The sequence below is a fragment of the Streptomyces sp. NPDC057249 genome, assembly GCF_042669245.1.
GTDB lineage: Bacteria > Actinomycetota > Actinomycetes > Streptomycetales > Streptomycetaceae > Streptomyces.
Map to the genome: position 1 here is coordinate 330,508 of NZ_JBHUXS010000001.1, position 14,108 is coordinate 344,615.

Genomic DNA, 14,108 nt, shown 5'->3' on the forward strand with positions numbered 1-14,108 from the left:
CATATTCGAGGGTCGTCGTGTCCCTAACTTCAGAGCATGACGCGACAACCCTCTCCCCATCTCCCTTCGCAGGGAGTCGAGTTAGGTACGGCATCCCCCTTCGTTCCACGGCTCGGCGACCTCGCCACCGACAGTGCCCGTGAGGGTCGTGTCGGTGTCGTGGTCGCCCTCCCCGGTGAGGGCTCCGCCACGACCTACCACTTGCGTCCGCCCGGAGGCGGAACCCAGTGGTCCGCGCCCGCCGACGGGACGACGCTCAGGCCCGTGCCGGCGAAGGCCACGCACGCGACGCTGGCCGACCGGGACGCGGTCTACGACCGGAGGGCCCGGCAGGGCTCGGTCCCCGTCGAGTTCCACTTCGACGACGGCTCGACCCTTGACGGCGCACTCATCCTCACCACGGCGGAGCTGGAGCGGCTGTACGCGCAGACCAGCCGCCTCCTGGATGCGCACGAACGCGCTCTCGGCGGCACCCCGTGACCGGGGCTCGGCACCGCCGCGCCCGAAGCGCCGCATCCATCGCCCCGCGGCCCGACGGCGGGGACCGGCTCGCGCTCGTGTTCCTGACCGTCGTCGGCCTGGTCGGTCCGGCATGGGCGCTGCACGAGCAGGCCACTCCGCTTCTCGACGGAGCCGGCCACCGCCCCTCTGTCATCGCAGCGGACGCGAGCCCGCCCTCCGACCGCTAAGACCGCTCCGGCTCCAGAGCGATCCGTCTGCCGCGCAGCCACACCCTGTCAGCCATCTGGAACATCCACGCGTGATTCTTCAGGGAGGAATCGTGGACATCCCGTACATCGTCATCGACCAGCTCGTCCCCGAGCAGCAGCGAGTCTGGAACACCTACTTCGGTGACGCCGACCGGCCCCGCTACATCGAGGAGGGCATCTGGCGCCGCACCCAGGAGAAGGACACCGCCGGCCAGTCCGGCTGGGCAACCTCCGACGACGCCCGGCGGCGGATCATTCACTACCGCTACCGGTACGGCCTGGTGCCCACCACAGCGGCACCGGCCATCGGCTTGACCGACCTGTACCTCTACCACTCCACGTCCGCCCCGGCCGACGAGATCGACGCGCACCATGACGCGCTCCTGGACTCGCTCGCCGCCGGCGGTTGGAGAGAAGCACCTGGCGGCTTCTTGTGGACCCGCCGAGACCTGAAGTGCCGCATCACCGAACACGACGTCCATCCCCAGGACGCGGCTGTCGGCCGCACGCTGCCCCCTGGCTACCAGAGTCTGGACGTGCAGATCGCCTCAGTGGCCTATGCCCCTCCGCCCGCAGTCCGGCAACTCCCGTGGAACGTGCTGTCCACCGGCATCCGGCACAAAGACCGCCCAGGCACGCCGACGCGCATCCCGGACCTGTCCGTGCTGGCGGACCTGCGACCGTTCCAGGTGGAGATCGGCTGCGGTACGTCGGTGGAGGCGGGGATCCCGCCCCTGCACCGGCTCCACGAGATCTACCGGGTCACCGACCGCCAGGGGCACGAACCTCGCGAGCACCGCTTCACGCTCTCGCCGACGGCCGACACGCTCCTCCACGAGGTCCTGACTGAGCCGGAGGAGAAGGCGGCGGAGTTCGTCGAGATGTTCCGCGCCTGCTTCCTCGCCGAGCCCACCCCAGCGATGCGGGCACTCAAGGAGCTGAAGGACGTCGGCCACCTCGTCGGGCCTGTCATCACCAACAACTTCGATGTTCTCGCCGCCCGTGCCGGGCTCGACGAGTGCTTCATGCGCCGGTACGACCAGGCGGTGCCCGATGTCGAATGGGTCGACGGCGCCAAGGCCCTCCTCGTCGTTGGTCTGCATGCCGACCGACGCAAGGTGCAGGCTCGCGCCCGCGAGCGAGGCATGCAGGTCGTCTACCTCGACCCGGAGGGCTTCTGGCACGACGGCGAGTTCATGCCGTACCCGCTGGAAGGGCCCCAGGACGGAGACCTGGTGTGCCGCGCCACCGCCGCCGAAGCGCTACCTGCCCTCGTCAACGTCCTGAAGCAGCAGCGAGGTTGACCCACCTGCACGAAGAGGGTCGCGCCGGGTGCGGGCGCTAGCGTGACGCACCCAGCCGGCCCGGACTCACCGGGCAGGCGAGAACAGGGAAAGGAGCGTCGACCATGCGCGTATCCGTCATCGGCTGCGGTCACCTGGGCATCCCCCACGCCGCCGCCATGGCCGAGATCGGCCACGAGGTCATCGGCGTGGACCTGGACCAGGCCAAGATCGACCGCCTCAACACCGGCGAGTGCCCCATCTACGAGGAGGGCCTGCCGGAACTCCTGGCTACGCACACCGCGTCCGGGCGGCTGCGGTTCACCACCAGCCTCGCCGAGGCGGGCGAGTTCGCGGACGTCCACTTCCTCGCCGTGGGCACGCCGATCGACGCGGACGGCCGGAGCTACGACACCGGGCAGGTCTTCGGCGCCGCCCGCGCGCTGGCCCCGCACCTGACTCGCCCGACGGTGATCATCGGCAAGTCAACGGTCACCGTCGGCACCTCCCGCGACCTCGGCGCGCTTCTCGCCCGGCTCTCCCCGGCTGGGGAGGACGTGGAGGTCGTCTGGAACCCGGAGTTCCTGCGCGAGGGCCACGCCATCGATGACACCCTGCGCCCCGACCGGATCGTGGTCGGCGTCCCCTCGGCCCGTGCGGAGGACGTCGTACGCCAGGTGTACGCGCCGCTCCTGGCCGACGGCATCCCGCTGTTCGTCACCGACCCGGCTACCGCCGAGCTGATCAAGGGCGCCGCGAACGCGTATCTCGGCATGAAGATCTCGTTCATCAACGGCGTCGCCGACATGTGTGCCGCGGCGGGGGCCGACGTCCAGCAGCTGACCGAGGCCATCGGCGTGGACCCGCGCATCGGCCGCGGTGGCCTGAACGCCGGGCCGGGTTACGGCGGCGGCTGTCTCCCCAAGGACGTCCGCGCCTTCACCGCTTCCGCCCGCACCTTGGGCGCCGCCGAGGCCGCGACCCTGCTGCGCGCGGCGGAAGAGGTCAACGAATCACGCCCCACCGCCGCGCTGAAGCTCATCGAGCAGACCCTCGGCCGCCCGGTTGACGGCGTACGCGTCACCGTCTGGGGCGCCTCCTTCAAGGCCGGCACCAATGACGTACGCGAATCCCCGGCCCTGGCGATCGCCGCGCTGATGCACCAGCGCGGCGCGACCGTCACCGTCCACGACCCGCACGCCGTGCCCAGTGCGCTGCGCCGTAACCCCGAACTCGACTACGCCGACACCCTCGACGCCTCCGTCCAGGGCACCGAACTGATCGTCCTGGCCACGGAATGGCCCCACTTCCGCGAGGCCGACCCCAAGGCCCTCGCCCCATTGGTCGCGGCCCCGGTCCTCGTCGACCTCCGCAACCTCATCGACGCCGACGCCTGGCGCATGGCCGGATGGACCGTACGCCAGCTCGGACGCCCCGCACAGGAATAACCGAACCCATCGATCGGAGGTCCGACGTGGACACCCTGTGGGACAACATCGAGAAGCTCTCCGCCGTCTGCCGAGCGGCAGGCGCCCATATCCCCGACGAGGAGCTCAAGGCCCTCCAGGTCGGCAAGGTCGCCGAGGAAGCCGGCGAGGCCATGCACGCCCTCCACGGCCTGAAGGGACTCACCACCTGCGACGACGCCCACACCTGGTCCGAGGTCCAGAACGACCTGGTCGGCGCCGTCATCGCCGCCCTCCTGGCGATGCACTACATCGACCCCACAGGCGCCCGCGCCACCTTCGATGAGATCCTCCACCGCCGAACGCGAAGGGGCCGCGAGGCCGCCACTGCGGCCTGACGGCCTCCGGACGTGGCCGTCGACCGATCCAGGTGAGCGCGGTCGACGGCCACATCAGACGCACAAGTTGCGGCAGGCACGTGCTCCCAGCGCGGTAGAACTCTCCCTACTCCATCAAGGCGCCTCGCTCCGCTCGCCGTGCGCTCCCCGGCTACGCCGGTCGCGCGGTTGGAGCGAGCATTGTGGTGGGGAGAAACTCGCTGTGGCTGGGGCGGTCGGCTCCCCGGGGCCAAGGCGATGCCTCCGGCGGGAGCCCTCAGACTCCGGGATGGGAGGGGCGCCGTTCGCGGGTGCCGGTCGGAGCATGGTGAGCGTCGTGGGCTCCCATCCCGACCAAGGCACAAGCGCCAGGAGCGCCGGGGCTCCCCCCGAAGATCACTCGAAACTGTCCCCGCGGGCAGTTGCGCGTGACTGCCCCGAAAAGTGGTCGGTTCGGCCGCTCATGCGCCGCTGCTTGAGGTCAGCCGTGGACGAACTCGTTCGTGCAAGCGTGAAGGCAACTTTGACTGGAGTAGGAGTGCTGGCACTTTACTGGTGGCATCAACGCAACTAGCTGGACGCCGCTACGAGAACTGCCTCGACTCGCTGCACACTCCAACCCCCATCCTGGCCGTCCTCGCCCCAAGCACCAGATTTGCTCGGTGCCGCCTGGGCAGTGCGCGGCCGGGGCGGGCTCTGCGAACCACAGCAACGGGCCCGCAGCCGAAAACCACACCCGGACGACCCCCAGATGTCTACTATGAAGTAAACAGGTTGAGAGGCTTAGGGGCAACGATGGAAGAATCCGCTTCGGAGGATGAATTGAACGCTCTCCGTCTTCCGCATTCTGGGGAGTGCTGGTGGTGCGGGGGCAAGGCAAATACACGCGAACACAAGTTCAAGCTAAGCGACTTGAAGAGAATGTCCATTGGAACCTCAGAGCCTCTCGTTTGGGGGGACGACAAGACGCTCGTCAACGTTCGGTCACTTAGAAAATCGGATCGCGTAAAATTCTCACCAAACCTTTGCTCGAGCTGCAATAATGCACGCAGCCAGAAATTTGACTACGCATACGACAAATTCAGCAATTACGTATGGTCGAAACGCGGAGCACTCTGGAATTCGCGCTATATGGACATGCGGGAAGTCTACGGGGAAGAATGGCAGAGCGAATCCCTTCACCTCGCCCGATACATCGTCAAGCATGCCGGGTGCAGGATCGCTGACGACGGGTTTGCAGTCCCTCAGGGATTTGGAAACTTCCTCGACGGCGGAGAATCGCTAAGCAACTTTCACGTATGCATGTTCAAGCACCCTGAAATATACAGAGCGCAGAAAAAGTTTTCGGGGCGGAACGGCGACCCTCTAGGTCTCTGGATCGGCCCCATGGCGGGCCGGATAAGCCGTCAGCAGCCAGCCCTCACGGCGTTCGGGAGCACGCTATCCGTCGGATATATAGGTTTCGCCTATCGCTGGTATATGCACATTCCGGAAACTGACCCTTTTTACAATTACCGCAAAGCGCGCATTCACCGACTCGACCGCATTCCGGAATTTTAGTTCGATTCTAAATTAGGTGCCTGGATGGAGCGCCATAGACGGCGCAGCGGCACGACTGCGGTGACCGATATACCTTCGGGTCAGAATGCCTGCGTGCCAGAACCCTGCCAATGGGTGCGGTAAACAGCGGTCACCGACAGAAGCTGGCGCCACATCGACCAAGGGATGCCCACTCGGTCTTCCCGCGTCATCGGCCCATTCGGGGCTAGATCACCGGTGATTCCCAAGCTCGGAGAGCGAGTTCGATTCTCGTCACCCGCTCCACGATTGAGGCCCTGGTCAATGACTGGGGCCTTCTTGTTTGCCGTTCAACAGCACTGGCCCGGAGCGTCACTCGCCAGAGACAGCCAGTGAGTGATCGCCCCGTTGTTTTCACCCGGAGCATACGACCGCAGGCGTCAAGGCTGGGTACCAGAGAGCCGAGGCAGCGCGTGCATACTCCAGTATGCTTAGACTCATGTCCTCAACGACTCGCATCACCGTCACGCTCCCCAGCGACCAGGTGGCGGAACTCCGCAAGCTCACGGACAACGTCTCCGGGTACGTGGCGGAAGCCGTAGCCCGCCAGATCCGGCACCAGCTCTTGGGCGACGACCTTCGCCGGCATGAAGAGGAGCACGGAGGCTTCAGCGACGAGGAGCTCGCCGAGGCCCGTGCGAAGATCTTCGGTGCCGTCGGCGCCTCCAAGGACGCGGACGCCGCGTGAGCGAGCGCGTCGAAACCGTCGTCCTGGACTCAGAAGGGCTCTCAGCCTGGATCGCGCAAGACCGCAAGCTCCTCGCGATGCTGCAGGTCTTCCACGACATGGGAGCCGACCTGGTGACCGGGGCGAACACCATCGTGGAAGTGACCCACTTCCGTAGCGACATGCCCCGTCTGAACTGGGCCCTGTCCCGCATCAAGGTGGTGCCGGTCACCGAGCAGGCGGCGAAAGCGGCGGCTGAGCTCCTCAAAGGCGCCGGGCTGCACGGGCACAAGTACGCCATCGCCGCCACCGTCGCCGAGGTCGCGCTCCGCCAGCCGAAACCCGTCGCCCTGCTGACCTCCGACAGCGACGACATGACCAAGCTCTGCAACAGCCAGGTTCGCATCATCCCTCTCTGATCAGCCCGCCCAGACCACGCGGCGCACTGCCGGCCCTCGTGCCCCATCCGTGCCCAGCAGAGCGGACAATAGCGGTCAGATACGGCTCCCAGAGACCGGAAGTCATCCACCTGCCCGTTCCGAAATAGCAGGTCAGAGCCCCTCCAACAGCGTAAGAACCGCTGATTCCCAAGCTCAGAGCGCGAGTTCGATTCTCGTCACCCGCTCCACGCAGTACCTACGAAAGCCCCAGGCCAGCGGCCGGGGGCTTCTTTGTTGCCGTAAGTCCCATCAGGCACCCCGCGCCCCCTCCGCACCCGACGTGCCCGTTGGCTTCCTCCAGCCGTCGCACCCCACGGGCATGTATGTCAACTATGATAGTTGCTATATACTTCAGCATATGGAGACGAAGACGTACACAACCATCGACCTGCGCAAGGGGATGGGCGAGATCCTGGACCGGACCCGGATCGCCGGCGAGGCCGCCGCCATCACCCGAAAGGGCAAGACGGTCGCCTACCTGGTGCCGGCCGAGTGGTTCGAGCAGATGGCCCGCGGGCGCGAGCCACACGAGGACCGACACGAGGCGGCCTGACCCACCCCCCACCAAGGAGCACGAACCATGCCCGCCCACGCACTCCACTTCGATGGTTACGAGGGGGAACCCCTGCGGTTGCCGCCCATGCCCGAACGCACGCCTCAGGCACTTCGGTTGGCGATTCAGGAACACACTCCGCACCTCCTCCCGGACTTTGAGGCGCACTGGAAGCGCGTCATCGGCGATGCCTTCAACATCACGCCCGTGCCGGCCTTCATGCGTCTGTGGTGGACGCAGTACGCCATCGCCCGGAATCCCGTCCTCGACTCGCACCTTCGCGATCTCGAAGCCCGGGCCGCCAAGTCCGAGGACCCCGAGGAGTCCATCCGGCTTCTGGAGGAGTACAGCCGCCTTCGGCACGAAGCCGCTGAGAGGAAGCCCGGAGAGTGATCGACGAACCACTCCGGCCGCCTTGGCAAATGGACTGGACGAAGCAGGCGCAGCACGACTTCCAGAACATGCCCGCCGAAGGCAGTGGCCTGGTCATGAGTGCCCGTGCAGAACTGATCACGGCCGAAGACCCGTACTTCCGGGGAATCGAGGCCGATGCCTCGCTCCCGCACTGGATGACCGTCCGACCTCTGGCCTCTACAAGCCCCGGCGGACCCCACATCGTGGACCTGGCCGGCGGACGGGGCTGGCTCATCTACACCTTCATGCGGCGCCACGCCGATCCCCAGATCGTCGTCACCGAAGCCTTCTGGGCCTGACGTCTGCCCACCGGAGCATCTGCAGCACAGGTGGTCCCGTTCCGTTTCCGTCACCCGCTCCAGCGCAGAACCTCAGACTGATGACCCGCCGCCGACGTGCCCCATCCGTGCCCAGCAGAGCGGACAACAGCGGTCAGATACGGCTCTCAGAGACACGGGCTCATCCACCTGCCCGCTGCAAAACCCCAGCTCAGGCGCCGTCTGGCAGCTCAAGAACCGTTGATTCCCAAACTCAGAGCGCGAGTTCGATTCTCGTCACCCGCTCTTGCATGAAGCCCCAGGCCAGTGACCCGGGGCTTCTTTGTTTGGGTCACCTTGGATGCGTCCGGTCGGCTTCGGTGGCCTCTCCCTGGATAATCGACGTATGGCATCACAGCCCAGCCTTTCCGATCTCCGTCGTGCCAAGTTCGCCCGGCGCATGCCCGCAGCGCTGTCCGAGCTCACCGGCCCCGAGCACGGCACGGTGAGCCTGCCGCTTCCCCTTGCGTGGTCGGGACTGACCACGTTCGACCTCGACCAGCCACGGCTGCGGATGAGCTACTACCGCATCGTCCTGGCCGAGGGCCAGCACGACGACCTGGTGCGGTACCTCAATCGCAGCCTCCTCGTCAGCCTGTGGCCAACACTGCGCACGCTGATCAGCCGTGATGTCCGTGAAGTCTGGGAACGCGCCTTCGACGAGCTGGCTCACAGTGCCCAGGCTGCTGCGTGAACCTCACCGACCTGCACCGTCGCCTGCTGGCTGATGTACTCGCCGTAGGTGGCGAATATCCTCTGGCGCTTACCGGTGGCTACGCTGTCCAGGCGCACGGCCTGGTCGATCGGCTTAGCCAGGACCTCGATGTCGCGACCGAAAATCCCCGGCGCATGGAGGACATCGCGACCGCCGTACGCATCGGCTTGGAGCACCGCGGGTGGCAGGTTAGTGCTCTGGAAACAGACCCGCTGTCCGCGCGCCTGATCGTCACCGACCCTGTCAGCCGTGAAGAGTGCGAGGTCGACATCCTTAAGGAAGCACTCTGGCGGCCCCCCGTACACACAGAGCACGGCTTGGTGCTCTCCCTCGAAGACGTCGTCGGCACCAAGGTCCGCGCACTGGCCGACCGGGGTCTCGCCAGGGACCTGATCGACGTACAGGCCGCCACGAACCGCTGGAGCCACGTCGAACTCGAAGAGCTCGGACGGCGTCACGCCCGCGACTCCTTCGACCTGAGCGAGCTCCAAGCGCGACTGAGTGGGGCCGACTGGATCGACGACACGGAATTCGCCGCCTACGGACTCGACGAACAAGCAATCATCGGGCTGCGCCAGTGGGCACAGGCATGGGCCACCGACATCGGCGAACGACTCCAAGAGCTGGAGACTCCGCACGAAGACTGATGGCAGCGTGGAAAACCGGACATGCTCAGCGAGATGCACGTCCGGCCCCCACCAGCGACCGTGCCCCATCCGTGCCCTTCAGAGCGGGCAACAGCGGTCACGTGCGGCATCCATAGACCACACCGACCTCGCACACCCCGGCCGAACCTGCGGGTCAGAACCACTTGCACGGCCCGAGAACCGTTGATGCCCAAGCTCAGAGCGCGAGTTCGATTCTCGTCACCCGCTCTTCGAAGGAGGGCCCCGGTCACCGGCCGGGGCCCTCCTTATGGCGAGCGCACGAGCGGCCTTCTGATAACTGCTCAAAGGACCGACCACGTCACCGACCCGGCGCACATGCAGGGCCGTGTCCGTGAACAACGACGCGACCAGGTCAACGGCGGAGCCGGACCCTGCGACATAGAACCGCGCCGTACGCCCCTCCCCCGGAGGCTGACCGAAGACGACGCCGTCGACAACTGCGGCGCCGGAACGGATTCCCTCGGCGATCCGCTGCACGCGCTGAGGACTCCCATCGCCTCGGCCCGAGCAGCAGGAGCGGCATGGCCGGGTCAGGCGACTGCGGTTCCTTCGAGTTCGACCATCTGACCGGGTAGCGCGAGTCGGGTGACCCCCAGCATCGTGGTCGTCGGGGCAGCGCCTGAAGCGCCCAGCCGTCCGGCGAGGGTGCCGTAATGCGGGAACAGCGCGTCCACGTCGGTGGTGTAGACGTTGAGGCGGACGAGGTTCGCCAACGACATGCCGGCCGCGGCGAGGACGGCTTCCAGGTTCTCCAGCGCGAGCCGGAGTTGCGCGGCGATGTCCCCGTCGTGCTCGGGCCTGCCCTCCTTGCTCATCGCGGTCTGTCCCGAGATGTACAGGGTCCGGGTCTCCCCGGAGACGACCTCGCCCTGGTTGAAGCCCATCTCGAGTGACCAGGCCACCGGGTTGACTGCTGTTCGTTCCATTGCCGCTCCATCCGTTGTCTCCGCGTGCACCGGCGACCGGGAAGCCACCGCCTGAACGCCCTTGATGCGCAAGCCTCTCGGGGAAACACGACACCTTGTGTCATGTTTTTGTAGAGTCGACACATGCGCGCGGACCGGCTGGTCTCCCTGGTGCTGCTGCTGCGGCAGCGGGGCCGGATGACTGCGGACGAACTGGCCGGTGAGCTGGAGGTCTCCGCCCGCACCGTGCTGCGTGACATCGAGGCGCTGTCCACCGCGGGAGTCCCCGTGTACGCCGACCGCGGTCGGCATGGCGGCTTCTCCCTGCTACCCGGCTTCCGCACCGAACTGACCGGTCTGAACCATGACGAGGCCCTCGCACTGCTCACCGCCGGATCGAGGCACGGCCAGAAGGTCTTCGGTCTCAGCGCCCCGCTCGCCTCCGCGATGCGCAAGGTCGTCGACGCGCTGCCCGAGGGTCATCGAGCCGCCCTGGACGACGCCGCCAAACGGTTCCTCGTCGAGCCCGAGACCGATATGCTCTCCCGCCGACTCGTGGCCGAGGACGTGGTGGGCGCGGTGATGAGCGAGGTCCGTGGCGCCGTGCTCACGGGTCGCAGGCTGCGGTTTCACTACGCCGCACCGGACAGGCAGCCTCGTTGGCACACCGTCGACCCGATCGGCATGGTCACCGTCCGCGACCGGACCTATCTGCTGGCCACCAAGTCCGGAGAGGACCGCACCTACCGACTGTCGCGGATGCTGGCAGCCGAAGAACTCTCCGAACCCGCTCAGCGTCCGGCGCAGGTCGATCTCGACCGCATCTGGCCCGAGCGCAGCGCACAGTTCCTCTCCGACGTCCATTTCTCTGTGACGGTCCGGGTCAGGCCCTCACGGCGAGAGGAACTGCTGAACACCGCTCGGGCTGTTCGCGCTGAGGAACCGGACGGCGAGAACTGGGTGCGCCTGGACGTGGTCTTCGAGGACCTGCGGCACGCGATCTGGGCGGTGTGGCAGCTCGACACCGATGCCGAAGTCCTCGCCCCCGACGCCCTGCGCACGGCCTTGCGCGACCGCATCGCCACCCTCGCCGCTCGATACGACGATCCGGAGTGAGAAGGGCCGTCTCGGCCGGCCCATCGGTTCTCCGCGCGGGATCGCTTACTCTTCATGCGCGGCGGCGGACTTCGGCTATGCGAGCATCACGAGTGCCGTGATGACGTGGAGACCCGCCGAGATGAGCGGGGCAGCGCCCAGCGCATTGCTGTAGTCGATCAGGTTGCGGTCGCCCGGTAGTCGATCCGGGCGCATGGGTGAAAATGCCCGGTTCAGGGCCCCTCCGGCAGCCCAGGAACCGCTGATTCCCGAGCTCGGAGCGCGAGTTCGACCTCGTCACCCGCTCCGTCGCAGAGGCCCAGGTCTGCGACCTGGGCCTCTGCCATCGTCCAGACCCGTTCAGAAACCGCGCACCACCTCTGCGCCGTGGACCCTTCTGCTGCGGGTCGCACTGCTCCTTCGCGGTAGCCCGCACCACCCGGTCCAGCCCACCGGCAACCTCCCGCTGACGCTCGTGGTCCGGGTGCCACTCGTTCGGCGCTGCTGGAGTGCCGACGCGTGCTTTTGGGTCCGTGCTCCGGTGATGGTTGCGCCTCAGGTCAGAACGCCGACGTGTAGGCGGCGAAGAAGGGCGTCTTCACCGGCGCACCGCCGGGGTCGAAGCACGCCACGTAGAGCCGGACGGAACCGCTGGTCCTGTCCCACGGCTTGTACAGGCCGCAATAGTCGGCGCTGCGGCCGTAAGCGGTGACGTGCGCGGTGTCCGACGGCACGGCCACCGACGGCATGGTGACGGTGAAGGGCGCTCCCGAGCCACTCAGGCTGTTGGTGGCTCCGCTGGAGTTGTAGTTGGTCAGGGCGGGCAGCGACCCGTTGTACCAGAGATACCCGAAGGACTTCGGCGGAAAGGCGGGCCCGTAGACCGCTCGCAGATAGGAGTAACTCAGCGTCCACTCGGTGTCGTACGATTTGTTGGACGCGTCGTAGCAGGCAACGATCACGGTCTGGCCCGCTGACCCCGGTGTCCAGTCGGACACCTTGCACCGTGCGCCCTGCCGCGGATCGACAGCGGTGACCTGGAGATCACCCGCGTAGCCGGACAGCCCGAGGGACGGAAGCCACGCCTTCCAGATGCCCGTCGAGCCCTTGCTCACCGCGTTGGTGGAGCCCGACGAGTTGTACTGGGTGAGTACGGTGCCGCTGCTGTCCGAGTTCAGGTAGCCGTACGAACCGGAGGGCGTGGCGGGCAGGCCGCTGCTGCTCGTGTAGAGGACCGTGAAGGTGGAGTTGTCCGGTGCACCGCTGGGGAGGTAGCAGTTCACGTACACGTCCTGACCGGAGCCCGCGGTTTTCCAGTCGGCGATCTGACACCAGTGGGCAACGCTGTTCACCGCGGTGGCGTGGGCGATGCCACCCGGTCCGCCGATCAGCGGGAAGTGCACCACGTACGAACCGAGGCCGATCTGGTCGACCTTGACGGGGTTGGCGGACGGTGAGGCCCAACTGCCCCACTGCCGGGAGGGGTCGGGCGCGTAGCCGGGGGGTGGCGTCGCGTTGTCGAGGTACGCGAAGCCCCAGCGGTCGGGTATGGCGGCGTGTGCCGGGCCGGCTGCGGGAAGGGCTGCGGCCAGAAGAGCGGCCACCATCCCCAGAACGAGCATCACGGCCCGGCCGGGTCTGCTCGACAGATGTGAGGTGCGGACGTGCATGGGCGTGCCTCCTGTTGACGAGGTCGGTACTGCCTGTGCGATCCGGTACTTGAGAGTGCGATTGCTGTCCACGTGCCGCGCAGGCTCGGGCTCAGCCCTCCTGCGGCTCCGCAGAACGCCTGTGCTTGCGCCCCGAAGGCGTGGCGGGTTCGAAATCCGATGCCCACTGTCCCAGAAGTACAGCCCGCCGGAACGCTGTCGGTCAGCCGTTTCGGTGCCCGCCTCACCTGCCGCCGGGCACAAGGGCTCGCGTAGTACGCAGCGCTAAACCAGCAGCTGCAGCCGCAGCCATGCCGACTGCTGTCCCCTCTCACCCCTTCCACCTCAGCTGCCTCTGCGCACACCGCAGCCGCCCCTGTCCGGAACTCGCCTGCACCTGGTCGACGACACATCGCCCGGCCATCGACCGGACAACCCGGAACGGCCCGGTAGCCAGTACTGCCGGCTGCCGAGCCGCACGGTCGAGGGTCTCCTCTCGGGGCGACGTCTCGTCCATCAGCGGCGCTCTTCTTGCTTGTTTAGCCAATTGGCGCAGCGAGACGCGAATGCCCTAGGGAACTACCCTTGACGTTCTTCATCCACAATGAACGGCGCCGGTGTCGCGGTTCGCGGACACCGTGGAGTTGTTCGGATTGGTAACCGATCCAGAAAGGCGGACACAGCGCCCACTCATCGACGTGACCGAGACCGGACCGGCATACGTGTAGTATTCGTCCCAATCATCCATGCTTCCAGCCGCCGCGCAGTAACTTCCGGCCGAGGCGGACGCCTCACAGCGAATGATGTTGATACGGATAGGCTTCTTCACGGAAGAGCCGAAATATGTATCGACAGTCACCGCACAATTGGTCCCACCATTGGCGGTGCTGTAATAGAGCTTGATTTCTCCGTACTTCGTCCCGCTCGAGGTGTTGACGTTGTACGTGTCGATCAGAGACCCACTACATCCGTAACCAGCCGCGCTTGCCGCTGGTGCGGTTACAATCCCTCCCCCGAGAACCACCACGAGAGATGCGAGAAAAACCCAGATTCTTTTCATTGTCGATCATTTCCTTTCCATGTATGGCGTCATGATCATTGACAACACAAGGCCACTTGTCAAGCCATGGTTTGACGCTTTTGCAGCACTTATCGATGATTTCTGCACCTGCGTTACGCAAACAAAGCAACGCTGCCCCAGATATCATTTTTATGATCTGAAATGGATGTTTTTCCGGCCCGCGAGCAACGCCCACAGAGCGTCCAGCAGCTCAGCGTCGAGACCGGGGTGCCAGTCGCCTGTCTCGCAGACGGGGACGCCCTTTCGCGCG

General features: G+C 66.2%; 15 protein-coding genes. 12 read left to right on the top strand and 3 right to left on the bottom strand.

The genetic code is table 11. The features are described 5' to 3' along the window. Nucleotides 1-264 precede the first annotated feature (264 nt). From ACFUJY_RS01595 to ACFUJY_RS01645, 11 genes are all read left to right on the top strand, one after another. On the top strand, nt 265-480 hold the full coding sequence (locus ACFUJY_RS01595; RefSeq protein WP_383292862.1) for a hypothetical protein: 216 nt from the start codon (nt 265-267) through the stop codon (nt 478-480). A gap of 301 nt (nt 481-781) precedes the next feature. After that, complete coding sequence (locus ACFUJY_RS01600) at nt 782-2,014, top strand: hypothetical protein (protein ID WP_383293872.1); 1,233 nt, start codon at nt 782-784, stop codon at nt 2,012-2,014. Nucleotides 2,015-2,118: 104 nt separating this feature from the next. Beyond that, nucleotides 2,119-3,441, top strand: a complete 1,323-nt coding sequence (locus ACFUJY_RS01605; RefSeq protein WP_383292864.1) for a UDP-glucose dehydrogenase family protein — start codon at nt 2,119-2,121, stop codon at nt 3,439-3,441. A gap of 26 nt (nt 3,442-3,467) precedes the next feature. Beyond that, the gene (locus ACFUJY_RS01610; RefSeq protein ID WP_383292867.1) at nt 3,468-3,797 is read left to right on the top strand and encodes a MazG-like family protein; all 330 of its coding nucleotides are present in this window, start codon (nt 3,468-3,470) and stop codon (nt 3,795-3,797) included. Nucleotides 3,798-5,793: 1,996 nt separating this feature from the next. Beyond that, entirely contained in the window at nt 5,794-6,042 is a 249-nt protein-coding gene (locus ACFUJY_RS01615) for a hypothetical protein (RefSeq protein ID WP_383292870.1), read from the top strand. Then, nucleotides 6,039-6,440: a DNA-binding protein gene (locus ACFUJY_RS01620; RefSeq protein WP_383292872.1), complete on the top strand. Its 402-nt coding sequence runs from the start codon at nt 6,039-6,041 to the stop codon at nt 6,438-6,440. The genes ACFUJY_RS01615 and ACFUJY_RS01620 overlap by 4 nt, the downstream gene beginning before the upstream one ends. Nucleotides 6,441-6,819: 379 nt before the next feature. Further along, nucleotides 6,820-7,014, top strand: coding sequence for a type II toxin-antitoxin system Phd/YefM family antitoxin (locus tag ACFUJY_RS01625; protein WP_383292875.1), 195 nt, complete (start codon nt 6,820-6,822; stop codon nt 7,012-7,014). Between the two features lie 27 nt (nt 7,015-7,041). Further along, the gene (locus ACFUJY_RS01630) at nt 7,042-7,407 is read left to right on the top strand and encodes a hypothetical protein (RefSeq protein WP_326737202.1); all 366 of its coding nucleotides are present in this window, start codon (nt 7,042-7,044) and stop codon (nt 7,405-7,407) included. Next, the gene (locus ACFUJY_RS01635; RefSeq protein ID WP_383292878.1) at nt 7,404-7,727 is read left to right on the top strand and encodes a hypothetical protein; all 324 of its coding nucleotides are present in this window, start codon (nt 7,404-7,406) and stop codon (nt 7,725-7,727) included. The genes ACFUJY_RS01630 and ACFUJY_RS01635 overlap by 4 nt, the downstream gene beginning before the upstream one ends. Before the next feature lie 364 nt (nt 7,728-8,091). Then, the gene (locus tag ACFUJY_RS01640) at nt 8,092-8,439 is read left to right on the top strand and encodes a transcriptional regulator (RefSeq protein ID WP_383292881.1); all 348 of its coding nucleotides are present in this window, start codon (nt 8,092-8,094) and stop codon (nt 8,437-8,439) included. Next, nucleotides 8,436-9,107: a nucleotidyl transferase AbiEii/AbiGii toxin family protein gene (locus ACFUJY_RS01645; protein WP_383292884.1), complete on the top strand. Its 672-nt coding sequence runs from the start codon at nt 8,436-8,438 to the stop codon at nt 9,105-9,107. The genes ACFUJY_RS01640 and ACFUJY_RS01645 overlap by 4 nt, the downstream gene beginning before the upstream one ends. Nucleotides 9,108-9,658: 551 nt before the next feature. Here the strand turns inward: ACFUJY_RS01645 and ACFUJY_RS01650 are convergent. Then, nucleotides 9,659-10,054, bottom strand: a complete 396-nt coding sequence (locus ACFUJY_RS01650; RefSeq protein ID WP_383292886.1) for a RidA family protein — start codon at nt 10,052-10,054, stop codon at nt 9,659-9,661. A 123-nt stretch (nt 10,055-10,177) separates the two neighbouring features. Between ACFUJY_RS01650 and ACFUJY_RS01655 the strand changes: the two genes are divergently transcribed. Then, entirely contained in the window at nt 10,178-11,149 is a 972-nt protein-coding gene (locus ACFUJY_RS01655) for a helix-turn-helix transcriptional regulator (RefSeq protein WP_383292888.1), read from the top strand. A 539-nt stretch (nt 11,150-11,688) separates the two neighbouring features. Here the strand turns inward: ACFUJY_RS01655 and ACFUJY_RS01660 are convergent. Further along, a complete protein-coding gene (locus ACFUJY_RS01660; RefSeq protein ID WP_383292891.1) occupies nt 11,689-12,798 on the bottom strand; it encodes a hypothetical protein in 1,110 nt (369 codons plus the stop codon). Nucleotides 12,799-13,372: 574 nt separating this feature from the next. Then, entirely contained in the window at nt 13,373-13,837 is a 465-nt protein-coding gene (locus tag ACFUJY_RS01665) for a hypothetical protein (protein ID WP_383292893.1), read from the bottom strand. Nucleotides 13,838-14,108 lie beyond the last annotated feature (271 nt).

Coding starts and splice junctions, on each gene's coding strand:
- ACFUJY_RS01665 (WP_383292893.1), bottom strand. CDS start 13,837: ATGAAAAGAATCTGGGTTTTTCTCGCATCTCTCGTGGTGGTTCTCGGG.
- ACFUJY_RS01630 (WP_326737202.1), top strand. CDS start 7,042: ATGCCCGCCCACGCACTCCACTTCGATGGTTACGAGGGGGAACCCCTG.
- ACFUJY_RS01615 (WP_383292870.1), top strand. CDS start 5,794: ATGTCCTCAACGACTCGCATCACCGTCACGCTCCCCAGCGACCAGGTG.
- ACFUJY_RS01605 (WP_383292864.1), top strand. CDS start 2,119: ATGCGCGTATCCGTCATCGGCTGCGGTCACCTGGGCATCCCCCACGCC.
- ACFUJY_RS01625 (WP_383292875.1), top strand. CDS start 6,820: ATGGAGACGAAGACGTACACAACCATCGACCTGCGCAAGGGGATGGGC.
- ACFUJY_RS01660 (WP_383292891.1), bottom strand. CDS start 12,798: ATGCACGTCCGCACCTCACATCTGTCGAGCAGACCCGGCCGGGCCGTG.
- ACFUJY_RS01650 (WP_383292886.1), bottom strand. CDS start 10,054: ATGGAACGAACAGCAGTCAACCCGGTGGCCTGGTCACTCGAGATGGGC.
- ACFUJY_RS01655 (WP_383292888.1), top strand. CDS start 10,178: ATGCGCGCGGACCGGCTGGTCTCCCTGGTGCTGCTGCTGCGGCAGCGG.
- ACFUJY_RS01640 (WP_383292881.1), top strand. CDS start 8,092: ATGGCATCACAGCCCAGCCTTTCCGATCTCCGTCGTGCCAAGTTCGCC.